This window comes from Sphingomonas sp. G5, assembly GCF_052660795.1.
Genome location: NZ_CP109660.1, coordinates 768,010 through 785,089, shown reverse-complemented (window position 1 = coordinate 785,089; position 17,080 = coordinate 768,010). Strand labels below are relative to the sequence as shown.

Below are 17,080 nucleotides of genomic sequence, written 5' to 3'. Positions count from 1 at the left end.
GCCCGACGCCTAGGATCGAGGGGTGACCCAGCAGCGCCTCTACTCCGGAATGCAGCCCTCCGCCGACAGCCTCCAGATCGGCAACTACATCGGAGCCCTGCTGCAGTGGCGCGACCTCCAGGACGAGTACGACGCCTTCTTCTCGGTCGTCGATCTGCACGCCCTGACGCAGCCCGGCGATCCCGCCGAGCGCCGCGAGAAGACCCGCCGCACCGCCGCCCAGTACATCGCCGCCGGCATCGAGCCCTCGCGCTCGACCCTGTACGTGCAGTCGCACGTGCCGGCGCACGCCGAGCTGCAGTGGGTGCTGTCCACCCTCACCGGTTTCGGCGAGGCCGGGCGCATGACCCAGTTCAAAGACAAGTCGGCGCGCTACGGCACGGATGCCACCAACGTCGGCCTCTTCACCTACCCGGTGCTCATGGCCGCCGACATCCTGCTGTACCAGACCGATGTGGTGCCCGTCGGCGACGACCAGAAGCAGCACATCGAGCTCACGCGCGATCTCGCCGAGCGCTTCAACCAGCGCTTCGGCGAGACCTTCACGGTGCCCAAGCCCGTGATCCGACGTGAGACCGCCCGCATCTTCGACCTGCAGAATCCGACGTCGAAGATGTCGAAGTCGGCCGAGTCCGACGCCGGTGTGCTGTGGCTGCTCGACGACCCGAAGGTCAGCGCGAAGAAGATCATGCGCGCCGTCACCGACTCCGAGGGCGCGGTGCGCTTCGACCGCGACGAGAAGCCGGGCGTCTCGAACCTGCTGGTGATCTACTCGGCCCTGACCGGCCGCGAGATCTCCTCGATTGAAGACGAGTACGCCGGTCGCGGCTACGGCGACTTCAAGAAGGGCCTCGCCGAGGTGGTCGTGAACGAGTTCGAGCCCGTGCGCACCCGCGCCCTCGAACTGCTCGACGACCCCGCCGAGCTCGACCGCGTGCTGGCGGTGAACGCCGGCAAGGCGGCATCCGTCGCCGAGAAGACCCTCACGGATGTGTACGACCGGATCGGTCTGCTGCGCCGCGGCTGACCCCTCCCCTCCGACGCCCGCGCGACCTCTCGGCTCGTGCGGGCGTCGTCGTCTGCGCCGCCGGGGCGGGCGCATCGGAATCGGATAACCGCACCGCAATCGGATGCCGGGGCTCATGGCATCCGATTCCGACGCGTTTCTCCGACACCGAGGTGGGGCGAGACCCGTCCGCCGCCGCCGGTAGCGTGGCCGCATGGAACCGGAGATCCTTCGCACCGCCCGCCTCGAGCTGTCGGCGCCGCGCGTGAGCGACGTCGCCGTCATCCACGAAGAGTGCCAGGATGCCGCGATCCAGCGGTTCACGACGGTGCCGTCGCCGTATCTGCTCGCCGATGCGGAAGCATTCGTCGAGCTCGCGCACGGCTGGTGGGCCGAGGGGTCGGAGGCGACGTGGGCGATCCGGCTCGAGCAACGCCTCGTCGGGATGGTGGGCCTGGCCAAGCTGCCGAGCGGCGCCCCGGAGATCGGGTATTGGGTGTCGTCGACCGTGCGGGGGCGCGGCATCGCGAGCGAAGCGGCTCGAGCCGTGGTCGACTGGGCCTTCTCCCCCGAGCGTCCGGAACTGGCCCGCATCGAGTGGCGCGCCGTCGTCGGCAACCTCGGGTCGGCGCGCGTCGCGCGCTCGCTCGGCTTCCGCTACGAGGGCCTGCTGCGGCAGGCGCACGTCAATTCGCTCGGCCGGTCGGACCTGTGGGTGGCCGGTCTGCTGCGTACCGACCGGCGCGACCGGCAGCCCTGGCCCGTGATCTAGGCCGGCCGCAAGGCCCGACCGGATGTCGGGGGTCGGTGGCACCATGGGCCCATGCCGGAGATGCCAGAGGTCGAAGGGCTCGTCGAGTTCCTGCGGGGGCGACTCGCGGGGCTTCGCGTCGACAAAGCCACCGTGTCGGCCATCAACGCCCTCAAGACGTACGACCCGCCCCTGACCGATCTGGTCGGCGCCCCGGTGACGGCCGTCGAGCGGCACGGCAAGTTCGTCGACGTGGCGACCGACGGCGGCATCCACCTCGTCTTCCATCTCGCCAAGGCGGGCTGGCTGCGGTGGTACGACGCACTGCCGACGACCCTCATCAAACCCGGCAAGACTCCGATCGCGCTGCGCGTGGGCTTCGACGACGGATCGGGCTTCGACCTCACCGAGGCAGGAACGAAGAAGTCGCTGGCCGTCTACGCGGTGACCGACCCGGCGGAGGTACCCGGCATCGCCCGGCTCGGCCCCGATCCGCTCGACGACGATTTCGGTCGCGCCGAGTTCGGCGCTCTCCTCCACGGGCGCCGTACGCAGATCAAGGGCGTGCTGCGCGATCAGTCGATCATCGCGGGAGTCGGCAACGCCTATTCCGACGAGATCCTGCACGCCGCCAAGATGTCGCCGTACGCGTTGGCAGCGAACCTCACCGACGACGAGGTCGATCGCCTGTTCGAGGCGATGACGACCACTCTCGCCGAGGCGATCACCGCGGCCCGCGGCAAGCCGCCCGCCGAGTTGAAAGATGCGAAGCGTCGCGGCATGCGCGTGCACGGACGCCGCGGCGAGGCCTGCCCCGTGTGCGGCGACGAGGTGCGCAGCGTGTTCTTCGCCGACAACTCTCTCGAGTACTGCCCCACGTGTCAGACCGGCGGCAAGCTCCTGGCCGACCGGCGCTTGTCGCGGTTACTCAAGTAGGTCGGGGCGTCGACCGCCGGCTGCTTTCGAAACGTCGCCGTATGACCGGGAATGAAACCGCCGAAGGCACGTTGAGTAGGATCAGAAGTGCAACAACGTGCTCCGGGGTCGGTGAGAATCCGAACCGGCGGTGATAGTCCGCGAACCCCTCCGCTCCGGCGGTGGGGCCGATCCGGTGGAATTCCGGGACCGACGGTGATGCGACGGGTATCCGTCGCTAGTCCGGATAGGAGGCAGCACGGATGGCGCGACGCGCCTTCCCGCTGGCCCTGCCCCGATTCCGCGGGAAGGACAAGGAAATGGCATCCGCCGTCGAGATCGACGCCATGCGGCGAGCGCTGGAGCTCGCCCGGCGCGGCCCGCGCGGGCTGAACCCCCAGGTGGGTGCCGTCATCCTCTCCCCCGCCGGTGACATCCTCGCCGAGGGCTACCACCGGGGCGCCGGGACCGCGCACGCCGAGGTCGACGCCCTGTCGCAGCTGTCTCCGGATGCCGCGCGCGGCGCCACCGCCGTCGTGACCCTCGAGCCCTGCAATCACACCGGTCGCACCGGGCCGTGTGCTCTCGCGCTCATCGAAGCCGGTATCGCTCGGGTCGTGTACGCCCTGGACGACCCGACCGATGCCGCGTCGGGCGGTGCAGACAGGTTGCGCGCCGCCGGGGTCGACGTCGAATCGGGCCCCGAGGCGGATGCCGCCGAACAGCTCGTGCGGGACTGGACCCACCTGCAGCGCACGGGCCGCCCACACGTCACGGTGAAGTGGGCGCAAAGCCTCGACGGTCGCGCCGCCGCTGCCGACGGAACGAGCCAGTGGATCACCGGACCCGACGCCCGCCGAGACGTGCACGCGCGGCGCGCACAGGCCGATGCGATCGTCGCGGGTACTGGCACCGTACGCTCCGACGACCCCGCGCTGACCGCGAGGGCGGACGACGGGTCGCTCCTCGAAGACCAGCCGATGCCCGTCATCGTCGGAGAGAGCGAGACCGCTTCGGATGCCGCCGTGCGCCGTCACCCGCGCGACCCCCTGTTCTATTCGACGCACGACCTGCACGCGGTGCTCGAAGACCTCGCCGAGCAGGGCGTGCAGCGCGTCTTCGTCGAGGGCGGCCCGACCCTCGCGAGCGCATTCGTGCGCGAGGGTCTCGCCGACGAACTGCTCGTCTACATCGCGCCCGTGCTGCTCGGGGGTTCGCGCCTCGCGCTCGGCGACGTGGGCGTGCCGAGCATCGATGCCGCGAAGCGCCTGTCGGTGGCATCCGTCACCTCCCTCGGCGACGACCTCCTGATCGTCGCCCGCCCGGCCGTGCCCGGGCCCCGAAGCCCCGAGACTGTGCCCGCGACCGCGGGCGAGAACGAAGGAGTGGCCTGATGTTCACCGGAATCGTCGAAGAGATCGGTGCCGTCACCGCCGTCGAGCCCTCGGGCGACGGCGTGCGGCTGACGTTGCGCGCCCCCCTGTCGGTGTCGGATGCCGGCCACGGCGACTCGATCTCGGTCAGCGGCGTGTGCCTCACGGTCGTCGATCAGGGCGAGGACTGGTTCACCGCCGACGTCATGAAGCAGACCCTCGACATGTCGACTCTCGCCGGAGTCGCCCCCGGACGCCCGGTCAATCTCGAGCGAGCCACGGCCGCCCACGGTCGCCTGGGCGGTCACATCGTGCAGGGGCACATCGACGGCACCGGCGTCGTCCGCGAGGTGCGGCCCGGAGCCCAGTGGAGCGTCGTGCGGGTCGGCATCCCGGCTCACCTCGCGCCCCTCGTGGTCGACAAGGGATCCATCGCGATCGACGGTGTCTCGCTCACCGTGAGCGCCGTCAGCGAGGCCGACGAGGCCGAGCCCTGGCTCGAGGTGTCGCTCATCCCCGAGACCCTCGAGGCGACCACGCTCGGCCGCGCCGAGGCCGGCACCCCCGTCAACCTCGAGACCGACATCCTCGCGCGCCACGTGCAGCGCATGCTCGCCTTCCGTACGACACAGAATCCCGCGGCCGCCGCCGCATCGACCGAGAGGGGCTCCGCATGAGCCTGTCCACCATCCCCGAGGCCCTGGAGGCCCTTCGTCAGGGTCGCCCGATCCTGGTCGCCGACGACGAGAACCGCGAGAACGAGGGGGACGTCATCCTCTCGGCGCAGCTGGCGACCCCCGAGGCCCTCGCCTGGACCGTCCGGTGGTCGAGCGGCTACGTGTGCGCGCCGATGCCCGCCGAATGGGCCGACCGCCTCGATCTGCCGCCGATGGTCGAGGTCAACCAGGACGCCCGCGGCACCGCGTACACGGTGAGCGTCGACGCCGCGACCGGTGTGACCACCGGTATCAGCGCTGCCGACCGCGCGCGCACGTTGAACGTGCTGGCCGACCCCGAGGCGACCCCCACCAGCGTCATCCGCCCGGGTCACGTCCTGCCGCTGCGCGCCGTCGACGGCGGCGTCCGCGAACGCGCCGGTCACACCGAGGCCGCGGTCGACCTCATGCGTCTCGCGGGTCTCGAGCCGGTCGGCGCGATCGCCGAGGTCGTCGCGGAAGACGGCAGCATGATGCGGCTGCCCGGGCTCTTCGAGCTCGGCGAGCGCGACGGCATCCCGGTCATCACGATCGAGCAGCTCATCGGTTACCTGAACGAGACCGATCCGCTGCCGGCGACCGCCCCCGCGCGCCGCCGCGTGAGCCTGCGCGCCGAGTCGAACGTCCCCACCTCGCACGGCACCTTCCGCTTCCTCGCCTACAAGGACCGCATCACCGGCACCGACCACCTCGCGGTGGTCTCGGGCGACCTCACCGAGAAGGCACCGCTCGTGCGCGTGCACTCGGAGTGCCTGACCGGCGAGGCGTTCGGCTCGCTCAAGTGCGAGTGCGGCCCCCAGCTCGAGGCGGCGCTCGACACGATCGACCGCGACGGCGGCATCGTCATCTACATGCGCGGTCACGAGGGTCGCGGCATCGGCCTCATCAACAAGCTGCGCGCGTACAACCTGCAGGAGCGCGGCCTCGACACCGTCGACGCCAACCTCGCCCTGGGCCTGCCCGCCGATGCGCGCGACTATGCCGCGGCCGCCGGCATCCTGGCCGACCTCGGGGTCGACAAGGTGCGCCTCCTGACCAACAACACCGACAAGGTCGCGCAGCTGCGCGGCTTCGGTCTCGACGTCGTCGAACAGGTTCCCCTGCTCGTGGGCGTGGGACCCAACAACCACCAGTACCTCGAGACGAAGCGCGACCGCATGGGCCACATCATCGCCGAGGACGACCTGCGCGACGCCCTCGCGCACATGAAGGAAGAGAGCGCCTGATGGCCGGCAGTGGAGCACCCGAGACCGGCGGCGTCGACGCGTCGGGTCTGAACGTCGTCGTGATCGCCGGCACCTGGCACGACGTGATCACCGACGGCCTCATCGCCGGAGCGAAGCGCGTGCTCGACGCCACCGGCGCGACGTACCGCGTCGTGCGCGTGCCCGGTTCGTTCGAGCTGCCCGTGGCCGCTCGCGCGGCCTTCGAGGGCGGGGCGGATGCCGTGGTCGCCCTCGGCGTGATCATCCGGGGCGGGACGCCGCACTTCGAGTTCGTCTCGTCCGCGGCGACCGACGGCCTGACGCGCGTCGCCCTCGATGCGGGCAAGCCCGTGGGCTTCGGCGTGCTGACCTTGGACGACGAGCAGCAGGGCCTCGACCGGGCCGGCCTCGAGGGCTCGAAGGAAGACAAGGGCGAAGAGGCGGCCGATGCCGCCATCCGCACCGCCCTCGTGCTGCGCGACCTGCGCGGCTGAACCCGGTCCGCGGCGCCCGGGCTCACACGCGGCAGAGGGGCGCGAAATGTGCAGCGGGGCGGACGATGTTCGCCCCGCTGCACATTTTCCGCCCCGCCCCACCCCCGCGGCGACGCCCGACGGTGAGGCGCCCCTTCCTGGCGGCGAGGGCACGGCATCCCTACCCTGACCGGTATGGAGATCCTGCGCAGCGTCGTCGTCCTCGTCCACCTCGTCGGGTTCGCCGTCCTCTTCGGCGCCTGGGTCGTCGAGGCCGTGGCCCGCCGCACGCGCGTGACGCCGTTGATGAGCTACGCGCTCGTCATCTCCCTGGTCACCGGCCTGGCCCTCTCTGCGCCGTGGGGCCTCGACCACGACCTCAACTACGCCAAGATCGGCGTCAAGCTCGTCGTGCTGATCGTCATCGGCGCGCTGCTGGGCATCGGTTCGGCTCGTCAGAAGCGCACGGGCACCCTTCCTCCCGCGATCTTCTGGCCCATCGGCATCCTGGCTCTGCTCAACGCCGGGCTCGCGGTCGTCTGGCACTGACGACAGCTCCGGCGCCGTTCGGCGGCCGCTCAGCGCGCGCATAGACTGGAGGGTCTAGACGCCCCTCACTCGGGGACGTTCCCGGTGCTCCTTCGCGCACCCGCTCACACCCACCCCCGTGATCGCGGCGCGCCACCGCTGCGCCCCATCCCGGACGCGATTGATCGACCTTCTCGTCAGGCAGTCATGACCATCTCCTCTCCCTCCACCCGATCGGCCGCAGCGCCCGCGAATCCCCGTTCGCGCGTCATCACCGCCAGCCTCATCGGCACCACGATCGAGTTCTACGACTTCTACGCGTACGCCACGGCCGCGGTCCTCGTCTTCCCGATCCTCTTCTTCCCGACCGGCAACGAGACCACCTCACTGCTGCTGTCGTTCAGCGTGTTCGGCGCCGCCATGGTCGCGCGCCCCCTCGGCGCGATCGTCTTCGGCCACTTCGGAGACCGCTTCGGCCGCAAAGCGACCCTCGTGGCCTCTCTGCTCACGATGGGTGTCGCCACCTTCCTCATCGGTTGCCTGCCCACCTTCAACGAGATCGGTGTCTGGGCGGCCGTGCTGCTGCTGGTCATGCGTCTCGCGCAGGGCTTCGCGCTCGGTGGCGAGTGGTCGGGCGCGGCCCTGGTCGCGACCGAGAACGCCCCCAAGGGCAAGCGCGCCCTGTTCGGCACGTTCCCCCAGCTGGGTGCCCCGATCGGCTTCATCATCGCCAACACGGTGTTCCTCGTCATCAACTTCGCGCTGCCGCACCCCGACGGCACGGCGCAACGGTCGGTGGAATTCCTCACCTGGGGCTGGCGCGTGCCGTTCCTGTTCTCGGCCGTGATGGTCATCGTCGGTCTCTACGTGCGCCTCAAGCTCGTCGAGAGCGAGTCGTTCGCGAAGGCCGAGAAGAGCGGCGCGATCCGCAAGTTCCCGCTCGGCGAGGTCATCCGCCGCAACTGGAAGCAGCTGATCCTCGGCACCTTCATCATGCTGGCCACCTACGTGCTCTTCTACCTCATGACGAGCTTCACCCTGTCGTACGGCACCAAGCCCACCGCCGAGGGCGCGGCCGCCGCGGCCGAGAAGGCCGGCACCGCGTTCAACGCCGCCACCTACGTCCCCGGCCTCGGCTTCGGCTACACCGACTTCGTCATCATGCAGATCATCGGTGTGGTGTTCTTCGGCGTCTTCACGATGCTCTCCGGCCCGGTCGCCGACGCGATCGGCCGCAAGCGACTGCTGATCGGCGTGACGATCGGCATCATCGTCTTCGGTCTGCTGTTCTCGGTGTTCCTCCTGCCCGCCGCCGATGCGAAGTTCACCGGCGCCCTCGTGCAGGCGTTCCTCGTGTTCGGCTTCCTGCTCATGGGGGCGACGTTCGGCCCGATGGGCGCGGTCCTGCCGGAACTGTTCCCGACCAACACCCGCTACACCGGCTCGGCCATCTCGTACAACGTCTCGTCGATCCTCGGTGCGGCCCTCGCGCCGATCGTGGCCGTGGCGCTGTGGGCGGCCGGAAACGGCAACCCGTGGCTGGTGGGCCTGTACCTCTCGGCCATGGGCGTGCTGACCCTCGTCGCGCTCGTGCTCTCGCCCGAGACGAAGGACGTCGACTACGACGACAACATCGCCGCGGGAGCGACCGCGCCGTAACGCGTCTGCTCTCGACACACCGGATGCCGCGGGGCCTGAGCTTCGTGGCATCCGGTGTTCTGTTCACCGGCGAGGAACGCGACCGACGGGATCGATGGCGCGGGGTACGGTCGAAGCACCCCATTTTCTTCCCGAGGTGAGCATGTCCGTTCCCGCTCCCGCGCGCGGTCGGCGCGGTCGCCGTGTGCCCGAGGGCCCGCGCGCGTCGTTCCGTCAGCTGCTGCCCTTCCTTCTCGAACACACGCGCACGCTCGTCGTCGTCGGAGTGCTGAGCGTCCTCGGCGCCGCCGCCACCCTCGCGCAGCCGCTGCTCGTGGGCCAGGTCATCTCGCGCGTGCAAGAGGCCGTTCCCCTCGGGGCGCTGGTCTGGCTGCTGGTCGCGTTCGTGGTGCTGTCGTCGGTCATCTCGGGGTTCCAGCACTACCTGCTGCAGCGCACCGGCACCGCGGTCGTGTTCTCGAGCCGACGCCGATTGATCGGGCGCATCCTGCGCCTGCCGATCAGCGAGTTCGACGCCCGCCGGACGGGCGATCTGGTCTCGCGCGTGGGCACCGACACGACGCTGCTGTATGCGGTGCTCACGCAGGGATTCGCGGATGCCGTGGGCAACGCGCTCATCCTCGTCGGTGCCGTCATCGCGATGGCGTTCATCGACCCGCTGCTGCTCGTGCTCATCGTGGTGGTCGTGGGCGCCTCGCTCGCGGTGGTCGTGCTGCTGAGCACACGCATCCGCGCGGCCTCCGCCGTCCAGCAGGCCAAGGTCGGCGAGCTGTCGTCGGGCGTCGAGCGGGCGGTGGGCTCGATCCGCACGATCCGCGCGTCGGGCGCCACCGAACGCGAGATCGCCGCCGTCACCGAGAACGCCACCGCCGCCTACGCGGCGGGAGTGCGCATCGCCCGCGTCTCGGCGCTGATCGTGCCGATCGCCTTCGTCGCCCTCCAGGTCTCGCTGTTGGTCGTGCTCGGCGTCGGCGGGTACCGCGTGGCATCCGGGGCCATCGACGTCGCATCGCTCGTCACGTTCGTGATCTTCCTGTTCCTTCTCGTGCAGCCGCTCGCCTCGGCGATCGGGGCCATCACCTCGGTGAACCAGGCGCTCGGGGCGCTCGGTCGCATCCAAGAGGTGCTCGACCTTCCCCTCGAAGAAGACGACGACCGGCCCTCGGCGGCCTCTCCGATGACGGATGCCGCGGCCGTCGAGTTCCGCGACGTGCGCTTCCGCTACCCCGATCACGTCGTGAAGGCGCGAGAGGCCGCCGCGCAGGAAGCGCGCTCGGTGCTCGCCGAGGTGCACCTGGATGCCGGCGATGCGGAGCCGGAGAGCGACCGCGAGGTGCTGCGCGGGGTGTCGTTCACCGTCCCGCGCGGAGCGCGAGTGGCGCTCGTCGGCCCCTCGGGCGCGGGCAAGAGCACGATCCTCTCCCTCGTCGAACGCTTCTACGACCCGACGAGCGGCGCGATCCTGATCGACGGGACCGACGCCCGTGATCTCGCGCGCACGGAGCTGCGCGCCCGGTTCGGTTACGTCGAGCAGGACGCCCCGACGCTCGCCGGTACGATCGCCGACAACCTCCGCCTCGCCTCGCCCGACGCCACCGATGCGGACTGCGAGCGGGTCCTACGCGCGGTGAACCTCGGCGACGTGCTCGAGCGCAACGCCCTCGGCGTCGACGCACCGGTAGGCGAGGACGGCGTGATGCTCTCGGGCGGAGAGCGTCAGCGCCTCGCGATCGCGCGCGCCCTGCTGGCCGCTCCCCCGGTGCTCCTGCTCGACGAGTCGACCTCGTCGCTCGACGGCGTCAACGAGCAGCGCATGCGCGAGGCGATCGACGCCGTGGCGACCGACCGCACGCTGCTGGTCATCGCGCACCGCCTGTCGACCGTCGTCGACAGCGACCTGATCGTCGTCCTCGAGAACGGCCGGGTGGTGGGCCAGGGCATGCACAGCGAGCTGGTGGCATCCACTCCGCTGTATCGCGACCTCGCGAAGCATCAGCTGCTGGTCTGAACGACGGCGCGTGAACCCGGGGCACACCGATCAGTCGCCCGCGAGAGCGTCGATCGGCGACACCGCGGTGGCCAGGCGCGTGGGTGTGACGGCGGCGACGGCGGTGAGCAGCGCCGTCGCCAGCGCGACGATGGCAACCGTCACCCAGGGGATGCTCGGCAGGATCAACGTGGGCGACGAGAACAGCGGCGGCACGCCGATCGAGCCGAGCAGCGACTGCGCCCCGGCCCAGCCGTAGACCACGCCGAGCACGAGACCGAGCGCGACCGAGGTCACGGTGAGGTGCGCCGCCTCGAAAAGGACCATCCGGCGGATCTGCGGGGCGGCGAACCCCAGGGTGCGCAACAGGCCGAGTTCCCGGCGCCGTTGGATCACCCCGAGGGTGAGCAGGTTCACCAGGCCGACGGCGGCGATCACCGCCGACACCGCCACGAGCGACATCATGATCGCGGCGAAGGTGTCCATGAGCGACAGCAGTTCCTCCGGGGGTTCGCCGCCGCCCGAGGTGATGAGCACCTCGCGGGCCGACTGCGAGGCGACCGCGAACATCGTCACCAGGGTGACGCCCATCACGACCCCGATCGCCATACGGCTCGAGCGCTCCCGGTAGCGCAGGGCGTTCTCGGCCGCCAAGCGCGCCTCGGCGGATCGCCCGAACAACCGCCCGGTCACTCGCAGCAGAGGCGGCATGATCACCGCCGCACCGAGGCTCAGTCCCGTGAAGGAGAAGATGCCGCCCACGAACGCCACCACCACGCCGAGGGGGGACAGCAGGCCCAGGGTGATTCCCGCCGCGAGCACCAGGGTGCCGCCGACGAAGAGGATCCCCGCGGCGATGCGACGACCGCGACCGCCGACGGCCTCGTTCCGATTGCGTTCGGTCGCCCCGGAGATCGCTTGCAGGGGGGTCACCTCGAGAACCCGGCGCGAACCCGCCCAGGCCGCGGCCCACGTCGTGAGCGTCACGATCACCGCGGGAGCGGCCAGCATCGGCTGGACAAGCGCGTAGCCCACGTCGATCCCCCAGACGGTACGCGCCACCGGCAGAAGCACGGCCGCGGCCGCGGTGCCGCCGCCCAGCCCGATGACGGCACCGACGGCTCCCACGACGAGGCCCTGACGAGCGACGCGCGCCCGCTCCGATCGGGCCGAGGCCCCGATCAGGCGCATCAGAGCGATCTGCCGCGTCCGCCCGGCGACGATGGTCGCGAACGTGTTGGTGGTGACGATCGCCGCGACGAACATCGCCACGCCCACCAGCAGCGTGCTGAGGATCGCCACGACCGCGACGACGCTCTCGCGGCCCGCCAGGTACGGCGCGGCCAGCAGCCACGCACCGATGAACCCCGTCGCGGCGATGAGCAGCGTACCGAAGCCGCTCGAGATCGCGGCCACGAGCACCGATGCCCCCAGGCCGCGTTCCGCGCGCGGCAGGCGGCGGGGGCGCGACACCCCGACCGGCCGCTCGGCGACGACGCTCACGCCCCGACCTCGGACGAGAGCATGTAGGCCGAGATCGCCTCCGCGCTCTGGCGGGGGGTGTCGGCCACGACGCGGCCGTCACCGAGGAAGATCACCCGGTCGGCGTGCGAGGCGGCGACGGGATCGTGCGTCACCATCGCGATCGATTGCCCGTGCTCCCGGCTCGCCGCGCCCAGCAGCGCGAGCACCTCGCGGCCGGTGCGGGAGTCGAGATTGCCGGTCGGCTCGTCGGCGAAGATCAGATCGGGCCGGGTCGCCAAGGCCCGGGCGATGGCCACGCGCTGCTGCTGACCGCCGGAGAGCTCGTGAGGGCGATGACGCAGGCGGTCACCGAGTCCCATCGACTCGACGAGCGCGTCGATGCGGCGTCGAGCCTCGGGCGAAGGCGATCGGCCGGCCAGCTCGAACGGCAGCGTGATGTTGCCCAACACGTCGAGCGTCGGCACGAGATTGAACGACTGGAAGACGAAGCCGACACGCGAGCGACGGAGCACGGTGAGCTCGAGGTCGCTGAGACCCGTGATTTCGGTGTCGCCGACGAACACGCGGCCCGAGGTCGCGGCATCCAATCCCGCCATCACGTGCATGAGGGTGGACTTGCCCGAACCGGACGGGCCCATGATCGCCGTGAACTCGCCCCGTCGGAGGCCGATGGTGACGTCGTCCAACGCGTGGACGCGCGATTCGCCGGCCCCGAAGGTCTTGGTGAGGTTCTGGACCCGCGCGGCCATCGGCGCGGCGTCGGAAGGAGGCTGCTGCATGTCTCCGACGCTACGAATCACCCCCGGCCCGCGTCATCGGCCTCACGTCGCCCCGTCGTACATCTCGAGGATGACGCGGCCGGCTGCCGCGGGGATACGTCTCGCGAGGGATGCCGGATCATCCCCGGGGACGACGATCCCGAGCCCCCGCCCGGTCACGATCGACCCATGACATCGCACCGCACCTCACCGCTCCTGCTCGCCCTCGCCGTCGCCGCGGGTGGAGCCCTCTCCCTCTCGCTGGCCGGCTGCACCGGCATCCAGGAGGCTTTCTCGCAGGAGGTCACGGCGGAGTACACCGATGCGGCCGACGTCGCCGCCCGGGCCGACACCACCGTGCCCTGGCTGCCCGCCGATGCGACCGCGATCGTCCTGAAGACCAAGCGCGACGGCGAGGTCGCCACCGCGATGACGCGGAGCGGCTCCGCGCTCGACCCGAAGACCTGCGTCGAGGTGGAGCGACGGTCCGCCCCGACCGTGCACCTCGACGACGCGCCCGACGTCTACGCGACGAGCCGGGTGTTCGCGTGCGGGGCGTGGTCGGTGATCGCGACGGACGCCGGCTGGTACGGCTGGACGCCGAACAGCCCCGGCGAAAAGGAGCAGTCGCCGACCGGATCCTGAGCGCACGCGCATCGACGCCCCTCCCGCGCGCCAAGAACGGGAGGGGCGTCGATTCGAGGGCTCACCCGTCCGCACAAGACGGGCGCGGGCGAGCCGGTCTCAGGGGCGCTGCAGGCGGTAGCGCAGCGCGGCGAGCTCTGCGCGCAGGGCGGCCGGCAGGTGCGAGCCGAAGGTGTCGTAGAACTCCTCGGTCAGGTCGGCCTCGGCGAGCCACGAGCTGCGGTCGATCGAGAACAGCTCCTCGAGGTCGGCGGCGGGGAGGTCGAGGCCCGACAGCTCGAGATCCTCGATCCGGGGCAGACGACCGATGGGGCTGTCGACCGCGTCGACCTGGCCGTCGACGCGACGGATGATCCAGTCGATCACGCGGGCGTTGTCGCCGAATCCGGGCCAGAGGAAGCGGCCGTCGTCGCCCTTGCGGAACCAGTTGACCTGGAAGATCCGGGGCGCGCGGTCGAAGCGGAGCTTCTGGCCGACCTTCAGCCAGTGACCGAAGTAGTCGCCCATGTTGTACCCGCAGAACGGCAGCATCGCGAACGGGTCGCGGCGGAGCTCGCCGACCGTGCCCTCCTGCGCCGCCGTCTTCTCGCTCGAGACGGTCGAGCCGATGAACACGCCGTGCGACCAGTCGGTGGCCTCCACCACGAGCGGCACGTTGGTGGCGCGACGACCGCCGAAGAGGATCACGTCGAGCGGCACACCCTCGGGGGCCTCCCAGTCCTCGGCGATCTGCGGGCACTGTGCAGCTCCGACGGTGAAGCGCGAGTTGGGGTGCGCGGCGGGGCGGCCCGACGCGGGCGTCCAGGGCTTGCCCTCCCAGTCGATGAGGTGCGGGGGCGCCTCGTCGGTCAGCCCCTCCCACCAGACGTCGCCGTCGGGGCGGAGCGCGACGTTGGTGAAGATCGTGTTGCCCCACAGCGTCTCGATCGCGGTGACGTTGGTCGACTCGCCGGTGCCGGGTGCGACCCCGAAGAACCCGGCCTCGGGGTTGATGGCCCACAGACGCCCGTCCTCGCCGGGGCGGATCCACGTGATGTCGTCGCCGAGGGTCTCGACGCGCCAGCCGGGGATCGTCGGCCGCAGCATCGCGAGATTCGTCTTGCCACAGGCCGAGGGGAACGCGGCGGCCACGTGGTACGCCTTGCCCTCGGGGTCGATGACGCGGATGAGCAGCATGTGCTCGGCGAGCCAGCCCTCGTCGCGGCCGATGACCGACGCGATGCGCAGCGCGAAGCACTTCTTCGCGAGGATCGCGTTGCCGCCGTACCCCGAGCCGAACGACCACACCTCGAGCGTGTCGGGGAAGTGGACGATGTACTTCTCATCGTTGCAGGGCCACGCGACGTCGGCCTGGCCGGGGGCGAGAGGCGCGCCGACCGAGTGCACGGTCTTAACCCAGGGTGCACCGTTCGCGATCTGCTGCGTGACCGCGGTGCCGACGCGGGTCATGACGCCGATGGATGCCACCGCGTAGGCGCTGTCGGTGATCTGCACGCCGATGTGGCTGAGGGGTCCGCCGATGGCACCCATGGAGAAGGGGACGACGTACATCGTGCGGCCGCGCATCGAGCCCTCGAAGACCCCGTTCAGCGTCTCGCGGATCTCGGCGGGGGCGATCCAGTTGTTCGTGGGACCGGCGTCTTCTTCGCGCTTCGAAGCGATGTAGGTGCGCGACTCGAGACGGGCGACGTCGCCGGGGTGCGAGCGGGCGAGGTACGAGCCGGGGCGCCATTCGGGATTGAGTTTGATGAGCTTGCCCTCGTCGACCATCTCGCGCAGGAGCGCGTCGTTCTCGGCGGCCGAGCCGTCGACCCAGTGGATGCGGTCGGGCTGGGTGAGAGCGGCGACCTGGTCGACCCACGCGACGAGGGCGGCAAGACCGGGGCCCTCGACCGCGGGGCGGTCTCCGTGACCGGCGCGCTGCACGCGGCCCGCGCGAGTGTCGAGCGCGGCGGTGCGCGGCGTGGAGTTGAAGATGTCGGCGAGTGCCATGTCGTTCTCCTCGGTTGAGAGCGAAATCGGTGGTCTTCCTCCATGTTGCGCGCCTACGCCGATTCTTTTCGAGAAAAAGTACGTTAAGAATTGCGTATTTTTCGATATGGTCAAGGAATGGCATCGTCGTTCGAACTCACGACCCTGGGTCACCGCATCCGGCACCACCGTCTCGCTCGGGGCTACACCCTCGACGAGCTCGGCGCCCTGGTCGGGGTCGCCGGCAGCCAGCTGAGCCTCATCGAGAACGGCAAACGCGAGCCCAAGCTCTCGCTCCTGCAGGAGATCGCCCGCGCTACCGAGACCGAGGTCACCGAGCTGCTCTCGCGCGAACCCCCGAACCGGCGGGCCGCTCTCGAGATCGAACTCGAACGCGCCCAGACCAGCCCGTTCTTCCGGCAGCTCGGCATTCCCCCCGTCAAAGTGACGAAGGGAACGAGCGACGACACGATCGAGGCCGTGCTGGGCCTGCACCGCGAACTGCAGCGGCGCGAGCGCGAGACGATCGCGAGCCCCGAAGAAGCCCGCCGCGCCAACACCGAGCTGCGCCTGCGCATGCGCGAGATGTCGAACCATCTGCCCGAGATCGAGCGTCTCGCCGAGAAGCAGCTCCGGGCCGCGGGTCACTCGACCGGCGCTCTCACCCACCGCACGGTGAGCATCATGGCCGAGCAGCTGGGTTTCGAGCTCCTCTACGTCAGCGACCTGCCGCACTCGGCCCGCTCGGTCACCGACCTCGAGAACGGGCGCATCTACCTGCCGCCCGCGTCGATCCCCGGGGGTCACGGACTGCGCTCGATGGCCCTGCAGGCCATGGCGCACCGCTTGCTGGGACACCGCCCGCCCACCGACTACGCCGACTTCCTCCAACAGCGCCTCGAGATCAACTACTACGCCGCGTGCTGCCTCATGCCCGAGACGAGCGCGGTCGCATTCCTCACCCAGGCGAAGAAGGACCGCAACCTCGCTGTCGAGGACTTCCGCGACGCGTTCGGAGTGACCCACGAGGCCGCGGCCATGCGCATGACGAACCTGATGACCGTGCACCTCGGCATCCGCCTGCACTTCATGCGCGTGGACGGCGACGGGGCCATCTCGCGCGTGTACGAGAACGACGACCTGCCGCTCCCGACGGACGTCACCGGTTCGGTCGAGGGCCAGATCGTCTGCAAGAAGTTCTCGGCGCGGTCGGCGTTCGACGAGCACAACCGCACCACCGAGCACTACCAGTACACCGACACCCCCGCCGGAACTTACTGGTGCTCGACCCAGACGGGCAGCACCTCGAGCGGCGACTTCTCGATCACCGTGGGCGTGCCGTTCGACGACGCGCGGTGGTTCCGCGGCCGCGAGACCCCCACACGCGGTGTCTCGCACTGCCCCGACGAGTCGTGCTGCCGCCGCCCCGACACCGAGGCCGCGGAGCGCTGGTCGGGCAAGGCGTGGCCGAGCGCCCGCGTGCACCAATACATGTTCTCGCCGCTCCCCCGCGGCATGTTCCCGGGGGTCGACGACGCCGAAGTCTTCGCGTTCCTCGATCGTCACGCGAACGGTTGACACCGCGGGACTCGGGTCACCCGACGCTCC

At 70.4% G+C, this 17,080-nt stretch carries 15 protein-coding genes and 1 riboswitch; of the genes, 12 read left to right on the top strand and 3 right to left on the bottom strand.

Annotated elements, in window-relative coordinates:
• Positions 1-22: 22 nt before the first annotated feature.
• From trpS to NE358_RS03760, 10 genes are all read left to right on the top strand, one after another.
• A complete protein-coding gene (gene trpS, locus NE358_RS03805; RefSeq protein ID WP_289941644.1) occupies positions 23-1,027 on the top strand; it encodes a tryptophan--tRNA ligase in 1,005 nt (334 codons plus the stop codon).
• Positions 1,028-1,220: 193 nt separating this feature from the next.
• Positions 1,221-1,778, top strand: coding sequence for a GNAT family N-acetyltransferase (locus NE358_RS03800; protein WP_103206562.1), 558 nt, complete (start codon positions 1,221-1,223; stop codon positions 1,776-1,778).
• Between the two features lie 51 nt (positions 1,779-1,829).
• Positions 1,830-2,693: an Fpg/Nei family DNA glycosylase gene (locus NE358_RS03795; RefSeq protein ID WP_116238548.1), complete on the top strand. Its 864-nt coding sequence runs from the start codon at positions 1,830-1,832 to the stop codon at positions 2,691-2,693.
• Between the two features lie 94 nt (positions 2,694-2,787).
• A riboswitch (FMN riboswitch) is annotated at positions 2,788-2,936 on the top strand.
• Between the two features lie 56 nt (positions 2,937-2,992).
• Positions 2,993-4,066 (top strand): bifunctional diaminohydroxyphosphoribosylaminopyrimidine deaminase/5-amino-6-(5-phosphoribosylamino)uracil reductase RibD, encoded by a 1,074-nt coding sequence (ribD, locus tag NE358_RS03790; protein WP_289941637.1) that lies wholly within the window; start codon positions 2,993-2,995, stop codon positions 4,064-4,066.
• Entirely contained in the window at positions 4,066-4,722 is a 657-nt protein-coding gene (locus NE358_RS03785) for a riboflavin synthase (RefSeq protein ID WP_103206565.1), read from the top strand. Before ribD ends, NE358_RS03785 begins: the two co-directional genes overlap by 1 nt.
• The gene (gene ribA, locus NE358_RS03780; protein WP_289941631.1) at positions 4,719-5,987 is read left to right on the top strand and encodes a GTP cyclohydrolase II; all 1,269 of its coding nucleotides are present in this window, start codon (positions 4,719-4,721) and stop codon (positions 5,985-5,987) included. The genes NE358_RS03785 and ribA overlap by 4 nt, the downstream gene beginning before the upstream one ends.
• A complete protein-coding gene (gene ribH / locus NE358_RS03775) occupies positions 5,987-6,460 on the top strand; it encodes a 6,7-dimethyl-8-ribityllumazine synthase (RefSeq protein WP_103206567.1) in 474 nt (157 codons plus the stop codon). Before ribA ends, ribH begins: the two co-directional genes overlap by 1 nt.
• A 174-nt stretch (positions 6,461-6,634) precedes the next feature.
• Positions 6,635-6,988: a Fe-S protein gene (locus tag NE358_RS03770; RefSeq protein ID WP_103206568.1), complete on the top strand. Its 354-nt coding sequence runs from the start codon at positions 6,635-6,637 to the stop codon at positions 6,986-6,988.
• Between the two features lie 186 nt (positions 6,989-7,174).
• Positions 7,175-8,626, top strand: coding sequence for an MFS transporter (locus tag NE358_RS03765; RefSeq protein ID WP_116238551.1), 1,452 nt, complete (start codon positions 7,175-7,177; stop codon positions 8,624-8,626).
• Positions 8,627-8,768: 142 nt separating this feature from the next.
• A complete protein-coding gene (locus NE358_RS03760) occupies positions 8,769-10,634 on the top strand; it encodes an ABC transporter ATP-binding protein (protein WP_289941624.1) in 1,866 nt (621 codons plus the stop codon).
• 30 nt (positions 10,635-10,664) lie between these two features.
• Here the strand turns inward: NE358_RS03760 and NE358_RS03755 are convergent, their stop codons facing one another.
• On the bottom strand, positions 10,665-12,116 hold the full coding sequence (locus tag NE358_RS03755) for an FtsX-like permease family protein (RefSeq protein WP_289941623.1): 1,452 nt from the start codon (positions 12,114-12,116) through the stop codon (positions 10,665-10,667).
• Positions 12,113-12,877 (bottom strand): ABC transporter ATP-binding protein, encoded by a 765-nt coding sequence (locus NE358_RS03750; protein ID WP_170210580.1) that lies wholly within the window; start codon positions 12,875-12,877, stop codon positions 12,113-12,115. The genes NE358_RS03755 and NE358_RS03750 overlap by 4 nt, the downstream gene beginning before the upstream one ends.
• A 168-nt stretch (positions 12,878-13,045) precedes the next feature.
• On the opposite strand from NE358_RS03750, the gene NE358_RS03745 reads away from it, so the two are divergent.
• The gene (locus NE358_RS03745) at positions 13,046-13,501 is read left to right on the top strand and encodes a hypothetical protein (RefSeq protein ID WP_116238552.1); all 456 of its coding nucleotides are present in this window, start codon (positions 13,046-13,048) and stop codon (positions 13,499-13,501) included.
• Positions 13,502-13,600: 99 nt separating this feature from the next.
• On the opposite strand, the gene NE358_RS03740 is transcribed toward NE358_RS03745, so the two are convergent.
• Positions 13,601-15,493, bottom strand: a complete 1,893-nt coding sequence (locus NE358_RS03740) for a phosphoenolpyruvate carboxykinase (GTP) (protein WP_289941617.1) — start codon at positions 15,491-15,493, stop codon at positions 13,601-13,603.
• 117 nt (positions 15,494-15,610) lie between these two features.
• Between NE358_RS03740 and NE358_RS03735 the strand changes: the two genes are divergently transcribed.
• On the top strand, positions 15,611-17,050 hold the full coding sequence (locus NE358_RS03735; RefSeq protein WP_289941616.1) for an XRE family transcriptional regulator: 1,440 nt from the start codon (positions 15,611-15,613) through the stop codon (positions 17,048-17,050).
• The last annotated feature ends 30 nt before the right edge of the window (positions 17,051-17,080 follow it).

Bases quoted from the DNA above. Each gene is read 5' to 3' on its own strand.
- NE358_RS03800 (WP_103206562.1), top strand. From the start codon at position 1,221: ATGGAACCGGAGATCCTTCGCACCGCCCGCCTCGAGCTGTCGGCGCCG.
- NE358_RS03795 (WP_116238548.1), top strand. From the start codon at position 1,830: ATGCCGGAGATGCCAGAGGTCGAAGGGCTCGTCGAGTTCCTGCGGGGG.
- ribD (WP_289941637.1), top strand. From the start codon at position 2,993: ATGGCATCCGCCGTCGAGATCGACGCCATGCGGCGAGCGCTGGAGCTC.
- NE358_RS03785 (WP_103206565.1), top strand. From the start codon at position 4,066: ATGTTCACCGGAATCGTCGAAGAGATCGGTGCCGTCACCGCCGTCGAG.
- ribA (WP_289941631.1), top strand. From the start codon at position 4,719: ATGAGCCTGTCCACCATCCCCGAGGCCCTGGAGGCCCTTCGTCAGGGT.
- ribH (WP_103206567.1), top strand. From the start codon at position 5,987: ATGGCCGGCAGTGGAGCACCCGAGACCGGCGGCGTCGACGCGTCGGGT.
- NE358_RS03770 (WP_103206568.1), top strand. From the start codon at position 6,635: ATGGAGATCCTGCGCAGCGTCGTCGTCCTCGTCCACCTCGTCGGGTTC.
- NE358_RS03765 (WP_116238551.1), top strand. From the start codon at position 7,175: ATGACCATCTCCTCTCCCTCCACCCGATCGGCCGCAGCGCCCGCGAAT.
- NE358_RS03760 (WP_289941624.1), top strand. From the start codon at position 8,769: ATGTCCGTTCCCGCTCCCGCGCGCGGTCGGCGCGGTCGCCGTGTGCCC.
- NE358_RS03750 (WP_170210580.1), bottom strand. From the start codon at position 12,877: ATGCAGCAGCCTCCTTCCGACGCCGCGCCGATGGCCGCGCGGGTCCAG.
- NE358_RS03745 (WP_116238552.1), top strand. From the start codon at position 13,046: ATGACATCGCACCGCACCTCACCGCTCCTGCTCGCCCTCGCCGTCGCC.
- NE358_RS03740 (WP_289941617.1), bottom strand. From the start codon at position 15,493: ATGGCACTCGCCGACATCTTCAACTCCACGCCGCGCACCGCCGCGCTC.
- NE358_RS03735 (WP_289941616.1), top strand. From the start codon at position 15,611: ATGGCATCGTCGTTCGAACTCACGACCCTGGGTCACCGCATCCGGCAC.